Genomic DNA, 15,891 nt, shown 5'->3' with positions numbered 1-15,891 from the left:
TGTTTGCTAACGCAAACAGGGGTTTTGTTTTGGGCGGTCGAAAAGTGCGAAGAAACAATCTCGCCTCCCCAGGCGCCAAATAACATGCCGTTGGGGAAATCGATGCAAAGTGTTTCCGCATTTTTGGTATGGTGCAGCACATTTTCACAAGGACTGATCTTTCACCCGCAGGAAGCGGCGTCGACCTTCTTCAACGAGATGCTGTAGAAATGCCTGAACCGATACCCATCAAAGATCACGAAAACGAGAACCGCTTGGTCAACAAGCGCCTGCTTGCCTGCGCGCTGTTGGTGATTGGCATCACGTGCGCCCTGGTGGGCCGCATGTACTTCCTGCAAGTCGTGCAGTTCGACTACCACTCCACGATTTCTGAAAACAACCGCGTTCACGTCCTGCCGATCACTCCAACCCGTGGCTTGATCTATGACCGCAACGGCGTGGTACTGGCCGACAACCGGCCCAGCTATAACCTGACGATCACCCGCGAACGCACCGCTGATCTCAAGGGCGAGTTGGACGCGATCGTGAACCTGCTGCACCTGCCTGCCGAAGACCGTGCCGTGTTCGATAAGGCGCTCAAGCAAGCCCGGCACCCGTTCGTTCCCGTGACATTGTTCTACGAGTTGACCGAAGAGCAAATCGCCGTGCTGGCCGTAAACGAGTTCCGCCTGCCTGGCGTGGATGTCGAGCCACAGTTCGTGCGTCACTACCCGTTGGGTGCACACTTCGCCCATTCCATTGGCTACGTCGGTCGGATCAACGAAAAGGAGTCCAAGGCCCTCGATTCGGTTGAGTACCGCGGCACCCAGTCCATTGGCAAGACCGGCATCGAGCGCTTCTACGAATCCGAATTGCATGGTCACGTAGGTTACGAAGAGGTCGAGACCAACGCTCAAGGCCGCGTACTGCGCGTGCTCAAGCATACCGATCCGGTCCCCGGCAAAAACATCGTCCTCAGCCTCGACGTCCACCTCCAGGAAGCTGCCGAGGAAGCCCTAGGCGACCGTCGCGGTTCGGTGGTGGCCCTCGACCCGCAGACCGGCGAGGTGCTGGCCATGGTCAGCAAGCCCAGCTTTGACCCGAACATGTTCGTCACCGGCATCAGCTTCAAGGAATACGCGGCGCTGCACGACTCCATCGACCGTCCGCTGTTCAACCGCGTACTGCGCGGCCTCTACGCGCCAGGCTCGACCATCAAGCCCGAAGTCGCCATCGCCGGTCTCGACAGCGGCTTAGTTACCGCTCAGACCCGCGTGTTTGACCCCGGCTACTACCAACTGCCCGACTTCGACCACAAATACCGTAACTGGAACCACAGCGGCGATGGCTGGGTAGACATGGACGCGGCCATCATGCGTTCCAACGACACCTACTTCTATGACCTGGCCCACAAGCTCGGCATCGACCGGCTGCATGATTACCTGGCCGAGTTCGGCCTCGGCCAGAAAGTCTCCCTCGACATGTTTGAAGAGTCAGCCGGGCTGATGCCATCCCAGGCCTGGAAGCGCGCAACACGCCGCCAACCCTGGTTCCCCGGCGAGACCGTGATCCTCGGCATCGGCCAGGGCTACATGCAGGTCACCCCGCTGCAACTGGCCCAAGCCACCGCGTTGATCGCCAACAAAGGTGTGTGGAACCGTCCACACCTGGCCAAAACCATCAACGGCGTGCCGCCGGTGGACGAAAATCCTATGCCTAATGTTGTGCTCAAGGACCCGCGTGACTGGGAACAAGTCAACCACGGCATGCAATTGGTGATGCACGACCCGCGCGGCATCGCTCGCGCCGCAGCGCAAGGCGCGCAATACCGGATTGCTGGCAAGAGTGGTACGGCGCAGGTGGTCGCGATCAAGCAGGGCGAACGCTACGACCGCAACAAGACCTTGGAGCGTCACCGCGACAACGCCTTGTTCGTCGGCTTTGCGCCGGCCGAACACCCGAAAATCGTGATCTCGGTGATGATCGAAAACGGTGAGGCCGGCGGACGGGTTGCCGGTCCTGTGGTGCGCCAGATCATGGATGCCTGGTTACTCGACCAGGAAGGCCACCTCAAGCCGCAATATGCGACGCCGGCCAAAGCTCCAGGTGACCCGCACGTTTAAATCACGCCTTCCATTCGGCCCACTGCTCGACGCCCTCATGTGCCAGCCACGGCACATCGTGGGCGGTCCAGATGTGTGAGCTCGGCGTGACCCCCGGATCATCATCCAGCGTTGCCACACGCACAATCACGTGGGGTTGATGCGGACGTTCTGCGATCAGATGTGAGCCGCAGCGCGAGCAGAAATGCCTGAGCTTCCCCGGCGAAGATTCATACGACGATAACAGCGCTTCGCCCTGGGTCCAACGAAAGTGCTCGCGCATCACGCCCGCTGTCGAAACGAACGCCGCAGCGTGGACCTTGCGACAGCTTTGGCAATGGCAGTGGCTGATGGGCATATCCAGGCTGTCCAGTTCATACCGCACGGCCTTGCAGAAACAACTTCCATGGAGTTGTTGAGTCATAGAGCGTCACCTCAGGGAGAAGAGGGACAATCTACCGTTCACAGCTACCCGGCGCATCACGTAGATACACATCATTGCCCTTGGGCCTGGATCAGTTTTGCTCCGTTCACCTTGCGAACCCGTTGGGCAGTTATCTGGTGGACGAGTATTCGTCTGTGGGACGGGCGCCACGGGAGCCGCACCATGGAACGATCAATGCCAAATGGAAATCCTGAGATAAGTAGCAACACCACTGCGCGACCGAAAGGGTTGCGCATTGGTTGATGTCGCCTACTGTCAATGCAGGAGGTGACTTATGCACGTGTTAGATCGAATTGAACGAAAAGTCCTGCTCAACGCATCACGCAAACAGGTCTGGGACGCATTGACCGACGCCGAGCAATTCGGCAGCTGGTTTGGCATCGCCCTCAAGGGCAAAACCTTTGTGGCCGGGCAAACCATCGAAGCACCGATTACCTACCCCGGTTATGAACACGTGGTGTGGAAGGCTAGGATCGAACGCATTCTGCCGCAAACCCTGTTCTCGTTCCGGTGGCATCCATTCGCGGTAGAGGAGGGGGTCGACTATGACCAGGAAACCCCAACCCTCGTGGAGTTCACCCTCGAAGACCGCGCCCCTGGCATCCTGCTGCGGGTAGTTGAATCCGGTTTCGACGCCATCCCCGAATCCCGCCGCCAGAAAGCCTTCAAGATGAACTCCCGTGGCTGGGACGAACAAATGGCCAACATCGAAACCTACACCACTGCTCTGTAGTGAGCGGGCTTGCCCGCGCTGGGTGGCGAAGCCACCCCAAACGGGACACCGCGGTGTTTCAAGTAAACCGAGATGTCCGGATTTGGAGCGGCTTCGCCCCCCCCCCCGGCGCGGGGCAAGCCCGCTCACTACACAAATGAACTAGAAATCCATCGAAGCAGATAACTTGGCCACACGCGGATCGCCCTGACTCAGGAAACCACCCTGCGCCGACTCCCAGTACTTCGCGTTGGCAACATTCTCCACGGTCGCACCGAGCGTCACGTCACGTTGCGCCACCTTGAAGTTGTAGCGCGCGCCCACATCAAAGCGGTTCCACGCCGGCAGGCTCAAGGTGTTGGCCGCGTCGGCGTACTGCCCACCAGTACGCAGCATGCGCCCGTTGAGGCTCACGCCTTGCAGGCCCGGTACATCCCAGTCCACCCCGGCGTTGAATTGGAACGAAGGCACGCCGATCGCACGGTTGCCATCGTTGGCGCCTTTTTCCGTGTCCTTGAGCTCGGTCTTCATCAGCGTCACGCCGCCGAGCAGACGCAAGCCGCTAAGCGGTTCGCCGAACACATTGAGTTCCACGCCCTTGTTGATTTGCAGGCCCTCGCGCACGTAGCGCGCAGTGTCGGCATCGACGATTTCGGAGTAACCGGCCCCAGGTTGTTCGATACGGTACACACCCAGCGTCGCACCATAGCTGCCCATGTCCACCTTGACGCCCGCTTCGATCTGCTTGGAACGCGCCGGCGCATAGGCCTGCCCGCCGCCGATGACCGCCCGGGGACCGACCTTGAGCGGTGACGTCGGGCCCTGTGCGAGGCCCTCAATGCGGTTGGCGTACACCGACACATGCTCCCACGGCTTGAACACCAGGCCGTAGACCGGCGTGGTGATCGACTCGTCATAGTTGGCCGTGCGGCTACCGCTCATGTAGTTGTAGCCCTGCACCACCATCTGCTGGCGACGTGCGCCGACGGTCACCAGCAGGCGGTCATCGAAGAAGCCAACGGTGTCGGAAACGGCCGCGCTGCGCACGAAGGTCTTGGCGGTGATTTGCGGGTCGCTGAAGTCGGTGCCTGGCGTGTTGCGTGGGGTGTTCAGGGCCGGTGGTGCGCCGGTCACCGGGTTGTAGATATTGGTCGCGGTCTTGCCGCTGGCGAACACATAGGCGTTGCGCACCTGGGTCCAGATCCCGGCCAGGCCGAAGTTGAGGCGATGGCTGACCGCGCCGGTCTGGAACTTGCCGTTCAGGCCGCTCATCAGGCTACTGTTGTCTTCTTCGTGGGCGATGGTCGAACCGCTGGCAGTGGCATTGCCGAGGTTGTCGGTCAGGGTCACCGATGAGTAGCGCCCCATTTCACGGCTGTGCTTGACCCCGCCCGCCGCGTACGCGGTCCAGTTGTCGTTCAGGTCGTACTCGGCGCGCAGCATGCCCAGGGTGTCTTCAAGGTTGGTACTGCTCCAGCTCGGTGCGTAATTGGTGTGTGCCGAAGGCGCATCCGGGATGTGGGTGGCGGTGCCCGTGAAGACCGAATTGCGACCACCATTGATGTGCTGTTTCTGATACACAAAGTCACCGGACAACCGCAATGCATCGCCACGGTAGTCCAGGCCGACCGCAAACAGTTTCGATCGCTGGTTTTCATCATCGATGCCAGTGTCGCCTTCACGCTGGGACAGGTTCACCCGTGCGCCAAACTGATGGTCTTCACCAAAGCGCTGGCCAATATCCAAGTGCTCCCCCACCCGGCCGTCGCTGCTGACATCGGTGCTGAAACGACGCAACGGCAGATCATCGGCGCGTTTGGGTTGCAGGTTCACGCCGCCACCGATCCCCGAGCCGGTGGGGCTCACGCCGTTGATGAAGGCGTTCGGGCCCTTGAACACTTCAACCCGTTCCAGGGCGTCGGTGGAGATGATCTGGCGTGGCAGGATGCCGTAGAGGCCGTTATAGGAAATATCGTCACCGTTCAGGGGCAGACCACGAATCATGAACGTCTGCGCCTGGTTCGCATAGCCCGACGCCTGGCGCACGGACGAGTCGTTGAGCAGCACATCGCCGACGGTTTCGGCCTGCTGGTCGCGGATCAGTTTCTCGGTGTAAGAGGACATGCTGAACGGCACATCCATGATGTCCTGGTTGCCCAGCACCCCCAACTGGCCGCCACGCGCCACTTGGCCGCCGGCATACACCGGGGGCAGGGCGCCTGGCGTCGGCGCGTCAGCGTTGATGTTGGTGGCGCCCAATTCCAGCGTGTCGCCGTCCTGACGGTTGTTTGCATCCTGCGGGGGGATGGGGGGGGCAGCGTGAGCGGTGACGCTCAGGGAACAGCACAGGGCGAGCAGGGTCGGGCGAAACGGAATAGGGAAGGGCATGGTCGATCCAGTGAGGAAAAGGGCAACAAACGTTGCGCGTCCTCACTGCGCGGATACGACTCCAACACAAATGATAGTAATTGTTATTAGCGTCACGCAACAAATATTTACTTCCGCGGTCTGCGTGCGCGAGATGCCGAGTAGAATCACGCCCTGAAAGCGATTCCTGAGGTGCGGTACGGTGGACTTACAGCAGGGTTTTGTCCTGACCCGGCATTGGCGCGACACCCCGGCGGGTACGGAGGTCAGCTTCTGGCTGGCCACCGACCAGGGCCCCAGGCTCGTCCGCCTCCCTGTGCAGACCTCGGTGATGTTCATCCCCGAAGCCCATCGCAAGCCGCTCGACTGGCTGCTCAAGGGCGAGCGCGAGATCGAACTGCGCCCACTGCAACTGTGCGATTTCCATCACCGCCCGGTGCTGGGCCTCTACACCCGCCAGCACCGCCAGGCGATGGACCTGGAAAAACGCCTGCGCGCCGCCGGTGTCGACGTCTACGAAGGCGACGTTCGCCCGCCCGAGCGCTACATGATGGAGCGCTTCATCACCGCGCCGGTGTGGTTCGGCGGTACGCCCGACGCCACCGGCGTGCTATCCGATGCGCAGATGAAACCTGCGCCCGACTACCGCCCGCCGCTGAAACTGGTGTCACTCGACATCGAGACCACCGCCAAGGGCGATCTCTACTCCATCGCCCTCGAAGGCTGCGGCGAGCGCCAGGTGTACATGCTCGGCCCGCCGAACAAAACCACCGCGGTGGACTTCAAGCTCGACTACTGCGACACCCGCGCCCAACTGCTCGAACGTCTCAACCAATGGATCGCCATCCATGACCCCGACGCGATCATCGGCTGGAATGTGGTGCAGTTCGACCTGCGCGTGCTCCACGAACACGCCCAACGCCTCAACGTACCGCTGCTGCTCGGTCGTGGCGGCGAAGCCATGACCTGGCGCGAACACGGCAGCCGCAACCACTACTTCGCGGCAGCGGCAGGGCGCTTGATCATTGACGGTATCGAAGGCCTGCGTTCGGCCACTTGGAGTTTCGAATCCTTCAGCCTGGAAAACGTCGCGCAAACCCTGCTCGGCGAAGGCAAGGACATCTCTACGCCGTACCAGCGCATGGACGAAATCAACCGTATGTTCGCCGAAGACAAGCCCGCCCTGGCGCGCTACAACCTCAAGGACTGCGAGTTGGTCACGCGGATCTTCGCCAAGACCGAACTGCTCACGTTCCTGCTCGAACGCGCCAGCGTCACCGGCCTGCCGGCGGATCGCAACGGCGGCTCGGTCGCCGCGTTCACCCACCTGTACATGCCGCTGATGCACCGCCAGGGCTTCGTCGCGCCGAACCTGGGCGACAAACCGCCCCAGGCCAGCCCCGGCGGTTTCGTGATGGACTCGCGTCCCGGTCTTTACGAATCGGTGCTGGTGCTCGACTACAAAAGCCTCTACCCATCGATCATCCGCAGCTTCCTGATCGACCCGGTGGGCCTGATCGAAGGCCTCAAGTACCCCGACGACAACCTGTCCGTGGAAGGCTTTCGCGGCGCCCGCTTCTCGCGTACCCGGCACTGCTTGCCGGCCATCGTCGCGCGGGTGTCCGAGGGCCGCGAAGAGGCCAAGCGCGAACATAACGCGCCGCTGTCCCAGGCCCTGAAAATCATCATGAACGCCTTCTACGGCGTGCTCGGCTCCAGTGGTTGCCGCTTCTTCGACACACGGCTGGCGTCCTCCATCACGATGCGCGGCCACCAGATCATGCGCCAGACCCGCGCCCTGGTCGAAGCCCAGGGTTATGAGGTGATCTACGGCGACACCGACTCCACCTTCGTCTGGCTCGGCAGCGCCCATTCCCAGAACGACGCCAGCCGCATCGGCCAGGCGTTGGTGCAGCACGTCAACGACTGGTGGCGCGAGCACCTGCGCAGCGAATTCGGTCTGCAAAGTGCGCTGGAACTGCAGTACGAAACCCACTTCAGCCGCTTCCTCATGCCGACCATTCGCGGTGCGGAGGAGGGCAGCAAAAAACGTTACGCCGGCCTGGTGACGCGCAGCGACGGCAGCGAGGAAATGGTCTACAAAGGCCTGGAAACCGTGCGCAGCGACTGGTCGCCCCTGGCCCGCCAGTTCCAGCAGGAACTCTATCAGCGCATCTTCCACCGCCTGCCGCACCAGGATTACATCCGCGACTACGTGCAGCGCACCCTCAGCGGCGAATTCGACGAGCTGCTGATCTACCGCAAGCGCCTGCGTCGCCCGCTCGACGACTACGAACGCAACGTGCCACCCCACGTACGCGCTGCGCGCCTGGCTGACGACTACAACGACCGCCTCGGCCGCCCGCGCCAGTACCAGCGCGGTGGCTGGATCAGCTACGTAATCAGCGTCAACGGTCCGCAGCCTTTGGAAGTCAGTCAGGCGCCCATCGACTACGACCACTACGTCACCCGTCAATTGCAGCCGGTGGCCGATGCTATCCTGCCGTTCGTCAACGACGATTTCAGCACCCTGGTCGGTGGGCAGATGGGCCTGTTTTAAACGCTTGATTCGATACGGCGAAGGCCCGCAATCTTGGGCTCAGTTTGGCAATAGGAAGCAAGCCCATGTACACGCTCTACGGCATCGACGAGTCCGGCTCCTGCATGATCGAAATCGCCCTGCAGCGGTGCGCGGTGCCGTGGCGACGGATCGATGCGGCCTCATGGGCCATCGGTGAGGGCAGCGATGAGCTGGCGCGCATCAACCCGCTCAAGCAGGTGCCCACGTTGCTCACCCCCGATGGCCAGGTGCTGACCGAAAGCGCGGCGATCCTGATCCACCTCGGCCTGGAATTTCCCGCGTCCGAACTGTTGGCCGGCAACCGCGCGCAGATCATCCGCGGGCTGGTGTACATCGCCGCCAACTGCTACTCGGCCATCGGCATCATCGATTACCCGCAACGCTGGCTCGGCAATGTCAATGAAACCGTGCAGGCGCAATTGGTCACCGGCACCCGGCGCTACCTGCATCAGGCCTGGGTGGTGTTTGCCGATCAGTTTGCCGGGCAGTTGTTTGCCCCCAACGACACGCCGAATGCACTGGGCCTGATGGCGGCGGCGGTGTCGCGCTGGGATGAGTCGCGGGAGGCATTGCACGGCCTGGCCCCGGGTTTTGCCCAAAGCCTGGTGCAGGTGGACGCCGACCCTATCGTCGCCCCCGTATTTGCGCGGCATTGGCCGGATTGGAAGGTCTCATGATGTTTCCGCAATCAGTGGAAACAATCACCGCAAAAGCGTCTCAACCCCTTGCGTAGCGGGCGTGCTGACCTACGCTTTCTTGCAGCGGTGTAGGAATCATCCTTGAATTTGACTGTCGCAGACATGAAACTCAAGAACCCTGCATGGAACTAGAAGGAGGTGCGCATGCTCATCCGGTCGCTGACCCTGGCTACCTTGATGGCTTTTACGGGGCCGCTGTTGGCCGCTGATGATACCAACCCACTCAAGCAGGATTTGGGCAAAGCCCGCCCGCTGGTGGTGGTAGAGCTGGATTCGGGTAATGCCACCCTGGCGACGCTCAAGAAACAACTCGACGAAGCGGCCACCAAGCAGGCGTTTGAAGAGCGCAGCATGGTGCTCTACACCGTGAAATTCGGCAGCATCGGCGCCGAAGGGGAAAAGTTCGCCAAGGACGCCAAAGACAACAAGAAGCTCACGCCACCGGAAACCAACGCATTGATCCGTGCCCTCAAGCTCGGCGCTGGCAGCGGCACCAAGGTGATCCTGGTGGGCAAGGACGGCGAGAAGAAACTCGAGAAGACCGTGCCACCGGATACCCTCGACCTCAAGGAATTCTTCAGCACCATCGACCAGATGCCCATGGCCGAAAAAGAAGCCGCCGCCGCCGCAGAACCCGAACCGGCTGCACCGGCGCCGGCCAAGGGCGCCAAACCGACCAAAGCCGGCAGCAAGCCCGCCCCGCAACAACTGGACGATTGACCCACGCCAGGAGCCGGACCCACCGGCTCCCACGCAAGCCCGCTCCCACATTTGGGTTCAACTGCGTGCTGGAGTTGGCGTTTCAATTTTCTTGCGCACCGGCAACGGAAAGTAGAAAAACCGCAGAAACGCCACCCGCTTGATCACTTCCCCGATCAACAACGGCGCCACCACCGCCACCACCAACCCGATACTCGCCGCCACAAACGCATGCAGCCCCAGGCGTTCCATCAAGTCGACGGTCTTGTGCTGGATCTCGCCATGGAAGATCAACAGGATCAACGTGGACTGACCAATGTAGGTCATCGCCCGCGTCAACACGCTCGACACCATGAGCACTCGCGCCAGCGCCCAGCACAGGTAAACCCCGATCAATGCCAGCAGGCTGGTCCACAACCAGTGGTCATAGCGCCGTTGCGCCAGGTCCATGGTGTCGCCGCGCCAGAGAAACACCGCCGCAAATAGCGCCGCCGATATCATCAGGGTCAGCAGTGACCCCTCATGCCGGCGCAGCCAGTCCCGCAGCAGGTAGCCGAGGATGAAACACGCGCTGCTGATCAGCGTGACGTCCAGGCTGAAGGGCAAACCCGGCAGCACCCAGGTGTGTCCGCCGACGGTCACCGGCAGTTGCCAGAACCACGGCAGTATCCAGGTGCCCACCACCAAAATCAGTCCGGTCAGCACGCAACTCAGCGCCAACGGCAGGCGTTGGATCAAACGCAGCACGCACCAACTGAACAGAATCACCACCCAGAAATGCGGCAAAAACCACAGCGCCTGCCACGGGATGGTGTCCACCGAGGCGTATAGCACGCCGCCGACATCCGCCAGTAGCGGTTGCCCGCGCAGCACATCGCGCACGACCACGTACACCAGCATGGTGAAGAAAAACGGCTTGAGCAGGCCGTCGGCCTTGCGCACGGCCATCTCGACAAAGGGCTGTTCCGGCTTGAACAGCACGCCAGACAAAAAGAAGAACAGCGGCAGAATGAACGACGCCAGGATCGGGTACATCAGGTCCAGGGACGTGGCCACAAACCAGCTGTGGGCATACACGATCACCAGGATGCCGATGCCTTTGGCAATATCCATTTGAATCCAGCGATGTTTCACCTGATCACTCCTGAACAATCGTTCATGCCTTGCGCCACGGCTTCAGCCACAGCCCCATTCCCAGCAACACCAGCGCGCCGACCAGGGTGCTCAGCGCCAGTTGCCGCCAGACGTCTTCAATGCCAAACAGCCACAGCGCCGCCAGCCCCATCAACAGCGCGCTCAACAGCCATTGCCGTGCCCAGGGCAGGGCAGTGAGCAAGGACTGGCGTTGCATCAGCAGCAACGCAGTGCAGATCACCCCGGCCAGTGCGGCCAGCGCAATGCCCGCCAGGCCGAAGACAAACGGCAGCGCGCCGAGCAACAGTACGTTGACCAGGCTACCGAGCAACTCGCAACGCAACGGCTGGCGCGTGTCACCGGCGGCGTAGGCGTAACGCGCCAGCAAGGCGTTCCAGGCGCCGAACACCAAGGGCACGGCAAACCAGGCCAACAACAACGGCAACGGCGAATCCGCCGATTGCTTGGGCAGCAGCAACGCCACCAGGCTCGGCGCGGCGGCCACCAGCCCGACACCGGCGGGCAGGGTCAGCACGCTGGCGGTTTCCAGGCCGCGCTTGAGCAGCGCCAGGCGCGCATCGCCCTGACGGCGGCTCATCATGCCCAACAGCACCTGGTTGAGGCTCATCAGCGCAATCAACGGCAGGTTCATCAGTTTGCGCGCGAGGTTGACCCAGGTCACCGCGCCTTCGCCCAGCAGCGACGCCACCAACCGTTCGATCAACGCCAAGCCCTGGCTGGCAGCATTGCTCAACAGCAGCGGGCCGATGCGCTGGCCCAACTCGCGCAACGGCGCCAGCGCCAGCTGCCAGCGCCACGGCCGCCAGCCCTGGCGCCAGATCGACGGCAGCAGCGCCAGCGGCATCAACAGGCTGCCAGCGAGGCAGGCCAGGGCCAGGGTGTGCGGTTGCGTGGCGGTGCCTGCCAGGGCGAGGTAGGTCACCGGCGGCAAGTTGAACAGCAGCGAGCCCAGGCCCGCCAGCACAAAGCGCTCGCCCGCCTGCAATGGAATGCTGAACAGCGCATGCAGCAGTAAACCCGGCACGCACCACGCGACGACTTGCAGGTTGCTACCCGCCAACGCCGTGGCACTTGCCGCCAACCCGGGGCCGAGCAGTTGCACCAGCCACGGCGCCAACAAGGTCAGCAACAGGCTGGTCACCAGTGCGATCAGCAGCAAGGCTGCAAACATCACTGCCAGCCAGTCCAGCCTCCCACGGTCGTCTCGTTGCAAGTACAGCGGCAGCGCGGCGGCGCTCAGCACGCCACCGGCCAGCGACATGCGCAAGGCTTCGGGCAAGAACAACGCAATCAGAAACGCATCACTGCGCTCGCCCGCACCCCAGGCCGCCACCAGCAGCCATTCGCGCGCAAAACCCAGGCACAAGCCGAGCAACGTCGCCACGGTCAGCCAGGCGGCGGAGCCGAACATCAGGGACGTACGCCGTTGAGCAAAGGCGCGTGTGCCGCCACGCGTTTGACCTGCGGCAGCCGCGCCGGAAACAGCCGCCGCGCCTCCAGCACGTTGATCCCCACCATCAGCCAGAACAACGCCACCATCACCACCGCAAAGCTGAAGTAGTGGTCAAACAAGCCGCTGACCAGCGCCGACAGAATCCCCGCCGTGGTGCCCAGCCACAGGGCGTTGTCCTTGGTCAGGCGGATCGGGCCTTTTTCCGGGCGCGCTTCACGCCACCAGCGCACGGTCACCGCGACAAACAGCAGCATGCCGACAATGCCGACCTTGTAGATGTAGTTCAGCCACAGGTTGGAGATCCCCAACAGATGTGTGCCCGGCACCGGCGGGTCGACCTTGAAGCCAATGCCCAGGGGATACGCGGCCACCGCCTGCGGGAACAGGCGATATTCATCCAGGCGTACTTCGGTACTGGCGTTGCTCGACGAGAAAATCGTCGCCAGGCGGTCCTGCAACGGTGGGTATGCGATCACCAGCGCCACGGTCAAGGCTGCGCCGATCATCAGCAAACGCCCAGTGTATGGCACGCGACGCGTGGCCATCCACAGCAGCACCAGCGCCAGGCTGACCATCGCGCCACGGCTGCTGGCCAACAACAGCGCTGCCGCGCCCAGGCACGCCACGCTCAGGCCCAGGCCGCGCTTCCAGCCTTGTTCGGTCATGCCGTAGCAGAACGCCAGCGGCAGCAGCAGCGCCATGATCCCGCCGATGGCATTCGGGTGCGTCCACGGCGAGCCCATGCGCGAGGACATGGCCTCCAGGCCGAACTTCAGCGTGTCGAAGTTGGCGTAGTTGAACAGCCCCAGGATCGGCGCAATCCCGGCCCCCGAGCGGGTGCGCACGAATACCCCGATCGACAGCAATAGCATCGCCAAGGTGCCCAGCAGCAGGGCGATCACCAGGGATTCGCGGTGCTTTTGTTCCACCAGCAACTTGGCCGCGAGAAACACCCCCGACAGGTTCAGCAACCAGCGCAGCCAGTTGGCCAGGCCGCTGCTCTCGGCGTGGGTGATGACCTGGCCGACGATAAACGGCAATACGCTGAACAGCATCAGCCACAGCAGCATCTGGTCGGTGGGGCGCTGCGTGAAACGCGGCGAGTCGGGCAGCCGCGACAGAAAACGTTGCCACAGCACCGCGCCCCAGGTCAGCGCCAGGATCGCTTCGCTGACGGTGGTGCGGATGCCCAGGTTGACCGTTGAGTACGGCATGAACGTCGCCGCCACCCCAAATAGCAACAGACCCCAGAGCGGAAAGCGCAGGATCGTCAATGCGCCCGCCAGGCCCAGCACCGCGACAAATGCCTTGGCCGGGGACAGCAACAACGCCAGGGCGCCGAACAGCGCACCAAAGAACACCGGGACGAGGCTTGGCAGGCTTACTCTCATTGAAGCTCCTCGATCAATTCAGCCAGGCGCCGACGATAGGCGCCGGGGTTATAGCGTTCGGCCCATTGGCGGCATTGCTCCGGCGCGTCTTCGGCGGGGCGCTGCGCCAGGTCCAGCATCAATTGCACCAACGCCGGGCCATCGGTGGGCGAAAAACGCGGCGCCGACGGTGGGGTGATTTCATCCAGCGACGTACCGCTGGCCACGGCCACCGGCGTGCCGACGCTCAGGGCCTCGATCACCGGCAAGCCGAAGCCTTCGGCATACGACGGTTGCCACAAGCGCGAGGCCTGGCGGTACAGCGCGTGCAATTCGGCATCCGACACGCCACTCAGTGCGCGAATCCCCGGCAAGCTGCGTTGGGCCGCGGGCAAATGCTCGAGGCTGCCGACCAGCACCAACTCCGGCACGGCTGGGGATTGGCGCCGCGCCCGTTGCCAGGCGTCGACCCAAAACGGCACGTTTTTGCGCAACTCCCGAGTGCCCACCAGCAACCAGTAATCCTTGGGCAGTTGGCGTGCGCTGAGGTCTGCGGGCAGCCCGGCGAACCCATCGACCTGATTGGGCAGCACACGAATCTTGGCCTTTGCCTCGGGAAACAAACGCGCGGTCTCATCGGCGCTGTACTGCGACGGTGTCCACACCCGGTCGGCACTGCGCACTGCCCAGGCAATCGACAACCGATCGCTGGTCTTGTAGATCAGCGCCTTCAGGCGGTTGGCGTGGTAGTTGTCCAAAGTGATCTGGAACAAGTCGTGCAACAGCACCACCGTGCGCAGGCCCTTGGGTTTGGGCGGCAGCGGCAGGCCCATGTTGAAGGTGCTGATGTACAGGTCGATGTGTTGCTCGCGCAGTGCACGCGGCAAAAAACCGGCCTCGAAGCGCAGGCGATTGTGCGGTTGGTGCATCGCGGTTTTCGCGCAGCCCCAGCTTGGGCAGTGGGCCTGCAAGCGGCTGGCGTCACCCAGGGGCGCCACGGTAAAGCGCTCCAGTTCGACCTGCGGCAAGGCGCGCAGGGCGGTTTCCAGGGCATATACCTGGCGGCTGATCCCCGATTGCGGCGAGGTGCCGACGGTGCGGTAGTCCAGGCCTATACGCATGTGGGCTCCTTGCGTTTGAGCGGCACGAGGCTGGCGTACACCTGCTCCAATTGGCTGGCGGCGACGCTCCAGTCATGGGCCCGGCGCACATACGCACGTCCGGATTCCCCCATGGGCGCGGCCGCTTCGGGAAATTGCAGCAGGCGCACCACGGCATCCGCCAGGGCGGACGCGCTTTGGCCGCCGAGGTAGTCCAGGCCCTCCACCAGGTCCAGGCCCGACACACCTTGCGCGGTGCTTGCCAACGGCAGGCCGGCGGCCAGGGCCTCGAGCACCTTGAGCTTGGAACCGCCGCCATGGCGCAACGGCGCGAGGAACACCGAACTGCTCGATTGCAACGCCAGCAGGTCCGGCACGAAGCCTTGCCATTCGATGCGCGGGTCCGGCCAGCGCGTGCGCCAACTGTCGGGCATGCCAAAGCCGCACACGCTCATGCGCACATCGGGGCAACGCGCCCAGACCTTGGGCAGGATTTCATCCAGGGCCCACTCGATGGCGTCCACATTCGGTGCGTATTCATAGTTGCCGAGGAACAGCACACGGCGCGCCGACGGGTCGGGATGGGCCCGGGCGAAGTGGTCGCAATCCACGCCATTGACCACCACCGGCACCGGTTTGCCGGCGATGGTTTCGAGGACCTGTGCATCGCTGTCGGTCACGGCGATCACTTGAGTGGCCTGGCGCATCACCCGGCGTTCCCAGCGCGCATAGCGCCACTGATCATAGCGAATGAACGGCAGCGCCCAACGCGGCAGGCGGTCGTAGGTGGCGGCGCCAAGGGCGGATTCGACGTTGTGCTCAGTCAGCACGAACGGCTGGGCCTTGCGCGCCAGTGCGCTTTCGTAGGGCTGGAAGGTGTAGCTGTGTTCGATCTGCACAACGTCCCACTGTTCGCCCAGCAGCCACTCGAAAGTGTCCTGCAATTGCCCCGACAGACCATTCACGCTGGCCAGCAGCGGATAGGGCGCGAGCAGCCCGGCGACCAGGGTCTTGACGCTGCGCAGCGGGCGACGCGGCAGCACGATCAGCTGTTCCAGGAAGGCTTCGAGCACCGCGCGATCGGCCGCTGCCACCGGGTGCTTGTCATGCAGCAACAGCGTGATCTGGTGCCCACGCGCCGCGAGGCTGCGCAGCAGGTGGAACTGGCGCGTCTTGCCACCGCTGGTGGCGGGCCAGGGCGAGTAGGGCAGGATCCATAAAATACGCATG

At 62.9% G+C, this 15,891-nt stretch carries 13 protein-coding genes; 6 read left to right on the top strand and 7 right to left on the bottom strand.

Translation table 11 applies throughout. From position 1 onward, the window contains the following. Positions 1-207 (top strand): hypothetical protein (locus LIY36_RS15250; protein ID WP_226456179.1); only part of this gene is annotated, 207 nt, incomplete at its 5' end. Between the two features lie 2 nt (positions 208-209). Further along, the gene (mrdA, locus tag LIY36_RS15245; RefSeq protein ID WP_226456178.1) at positions 210-2,102 is read left to right on the top strand and encodes a penicillin-binding protein 2; all 1,893 of its coding nucleotides are present in this window, start codon (positions 210-212) and stop codon (positions 2,100-2,102) included. Between the two features lies 1 nt (position 2,103). On the opposite strand, the gene LIY36_RS15240 is transcribed toward mrdA, so the two are convergent. Beyond that, on the bottom strand, positions 2,104-2,505 hold the full coding sequence (locus LIY36_RS15240) for a GFA family protein (RefSeq protein WP_192300290.1): 402 nt from the start codon (positions 2,503-2,505) through the stop codon (positions 2,104-2,106). 295 nt (positions 2,506-2,800) lie between these two features. Between LIY36_RS15240 and LIY36_RS15235 the strand changes: the two genes are divergently transcribed. Next, entirely contained in the window at positions 2,801-3,259 is a 459-nt protein-coding gene (locus LIY36_RS15235) for an SRPBCC family protein (protein WP_192300291.1), read from the top strand. Between the two features lie 141 nt (positions 3,260-3,400). Here LIY36_RS15235 and LIY36_RS15230 read toward each other — a convergent pair whose 3' ends face one another. Beyond that, positions 3,401-5,626: a TonB-dependent receptor gene (locus LIY36_RS15230; RefSeq protein WP_226456177.1), complete on the bottom strand. Its 2,226-nt coding sequence runs from the start codon at positions 5,624-5,626 to the stop codon at positions 3,401-3,403. 181 nt (positions 5,627-5,807) lie between these two features. Here LIY36_RS15230 and LIY36_RS15225 point away from each other — a divergent pair, with 181 nt between their 5' ends. From LIY36_RS15225 to LIY36_RS15215, 3 genes are all read left to right on the top strand, one after another. After that, positions 5,808-8,165 carry a DNA polymerase II gene (locus tag LIY36_RS15225; protein ID WP_226456176.1) on the top strand — a complete coding sequence of 786 codons (2,358 nt, stop codon included), beginning with the start codon at positions 5,808-5,810 and terminating at the stop codon, positions 8,163-8,165. A gap of 65 nt (positions 8,166-8,230) precedes the next feature. Continuing rightward, positions 8,231-8,863: a glutathione S-transferase N-terminal domain-containing protein gene (locus LIY36_RS15220; protein WP_192300294.1), complete on the top strand. Its 633-nt coding sequence runs from the start codon at positions 8,231-8,233 to the stop codon at positions 8,861-8,863. A 165-nt stretch (positions 8,864-9,028) separates the two neighbouring features. Next, on the top strand, positions 9,029-9,604 hold the full coding sequence (locus LIY36_RS15215; RefSeq protein WP_226456175.1) for a DUF4174 domain-containing protein: 576 nt from the start codon (positions 9,029-9,031) through the stop codon (positions 9,602-9,604). 57 nt (positions 9,605-9,661) lie between these two features. On the opposite strand, the gene LIY36_RS15210 is transcribed toward LIY36_RS15215, so the two are convergent. Genes LIY36_RS15210 through LIY36_RS15190 form a run of 5 tightly spaced genes read right to left on the bottom strand, consistent with a single transcriptional unit; the run spans position 9,662 to position 15,890 of the window. Then, on the bottom strand, positions 9,662-10,717 hold the full coding sequence (locus LIY36_RS15210; RefSeq protein WP_442962215.1) for an acyltransferase family protein: 1,056 nt from the start codon (positions 10,715-10,717) through the stop codon (positions 9,662-9,664). 22 nt (positions 10,718-10,739) lie between these two features. Continuing rightward, entirely contained in the window at positions 10,740-12,149 is a 1,410-nt protein-coding gene (gene murJ, locus LIY36_RS15205; protein WP_226456174.1) for a murein biosynthesis integral membrane protein MurJ, read from the bottom strand. Further along, complete coding sequence (locus tag LIY36_RS15200; RefSeq protein WP_226456173.1) at positions 12,149-13,582, bottom strand: O-antigen ligase family protein; 1,434 nt, start codon at positions 13,580-13,582, stop codon at positions 12,149-12,151. The genes murJ and LIY36_RS15200 overlap by 1 nt, the downstream gene beginning before the upstream one ends. Further along, on the bottom strand, positions 13,579-14,682 hold the full coding sequence (locus LIY36_RS15195) for a glycosyltransferase family 4 protein (protein WP_226456172.1): 1,104 nt from the start codon (positions 14,680-14,682) through the stop codon (positions 13,579-13,581). The genes LIY36_RS15200 and LIY36_RS15195 overlap by 4 nt, the downstream gene beginning before the upstream one ends. Beyond that, positions 14,673-15,890, bottom strand: a complete 1,218-nt coding sequence (locus LIY36_RS15190; protein ID WP_226456171.1) for a glycosyltransferase family 4 protein — start codon at positions 15,888-15,890, stop codon at positions 14,673-14,675. The genes LIY36_RS15195 and LIY36_RS15190 overlap by 10 nt, the downstream gene beginning before the upstream one ends. Position 15,891: the final 1 nt, after the last annotated feature.

Source organism: Pseudomonas sp. AF03-9, from assembly GCF_020515815.1.
In the GTDB taxonomy this organism is placed as follows: Bacteria; Pseudomonadota; Gammaproteobacteria; order Pseudomonadales; family Pseudomonadaceae; genus Aquipseudomonas.
This window is presented reverse-complemented; position numbering and strand designations above follow the sequence as displayed.

What these genes read in the sequence shown, in the direction of transcription:
- mrdA (WP_226456178.1), top strand. Translation starts at nt 210, where the DNA reads ATGCCTGAACCGATACCCATCAAAGATCACGAAAACGAGAACCGCTTG.
- LIY36_RS15195 (WP_226456172.1), bottom strand. Translation starts at nt 14,682, where the DNA reads ATGCGTATAGGCCTGGACTACCGCACCGTCGGCACCTCGCCGCAATCG.
- LIY36_RS15215 (WP_226456175.1), top strand. Translation starts at nt 9,029, where the DNA reads ATGCTCATCCGGTCGCTGACCCTGGCTACCTTGATGGCTTTTACGGGG.
- LIY36_RS15200 (WP_226456173.1), bottom strand. Translation starts at nt 13,582, where the DNA reads ATGAGAGTAAGCCTGCCAAGCCTCGTCCCGGTGTTCTTTGGTGCGCTG.
- LIY36_RS15190 (WP_226456171.1), bottom strand. Translation starts at nt 15,890, where the DNA reads ATGCGTATTTTATGGATCCTGCCCTACTCGCCCTGGCCCGCCACCAGC.
- LIY36_RS15230 (WP_226456177.1), bottom strand. Translation starts at nt 5,626, where the DNA reads ATGCCCTTCCCTATTCCGTTTCGCCCGACCCTGCTCGCCCTGTGCTGT.
- murJ (WP_226456174.1), bottom strand. Translation starts at nt 12,149, where the DNA reads ATGTTCGGCTCCGCCGCCTGGCTGACCGTGGCGACGTTGCTCGGCTTG.
- LIY36_RS15240 (WP_192300290.1), bottom strand. Translation starts at nt 2,505, where the DNA reads ATGACTCAACAACTCCATGGAAGTTGTTTCTGCAAGGCCGTGCGGTAT.
- LIY36_RS15235 (WP_192300291.1), top strand. Translation starts at nt 2,801, where the DNA reads ATGCACGTGTTAGATCGAATTGAACGAAAAGTCCTGCTCAACGCATCA.
- LIY36_RS15220 (WP_192300294.1), top strand. Translation starts at nt 8,231, where the DNA reads ATGTACACGCTCTACGGCATCGACGAGTCCGGCTCCTGCATGATCGAA.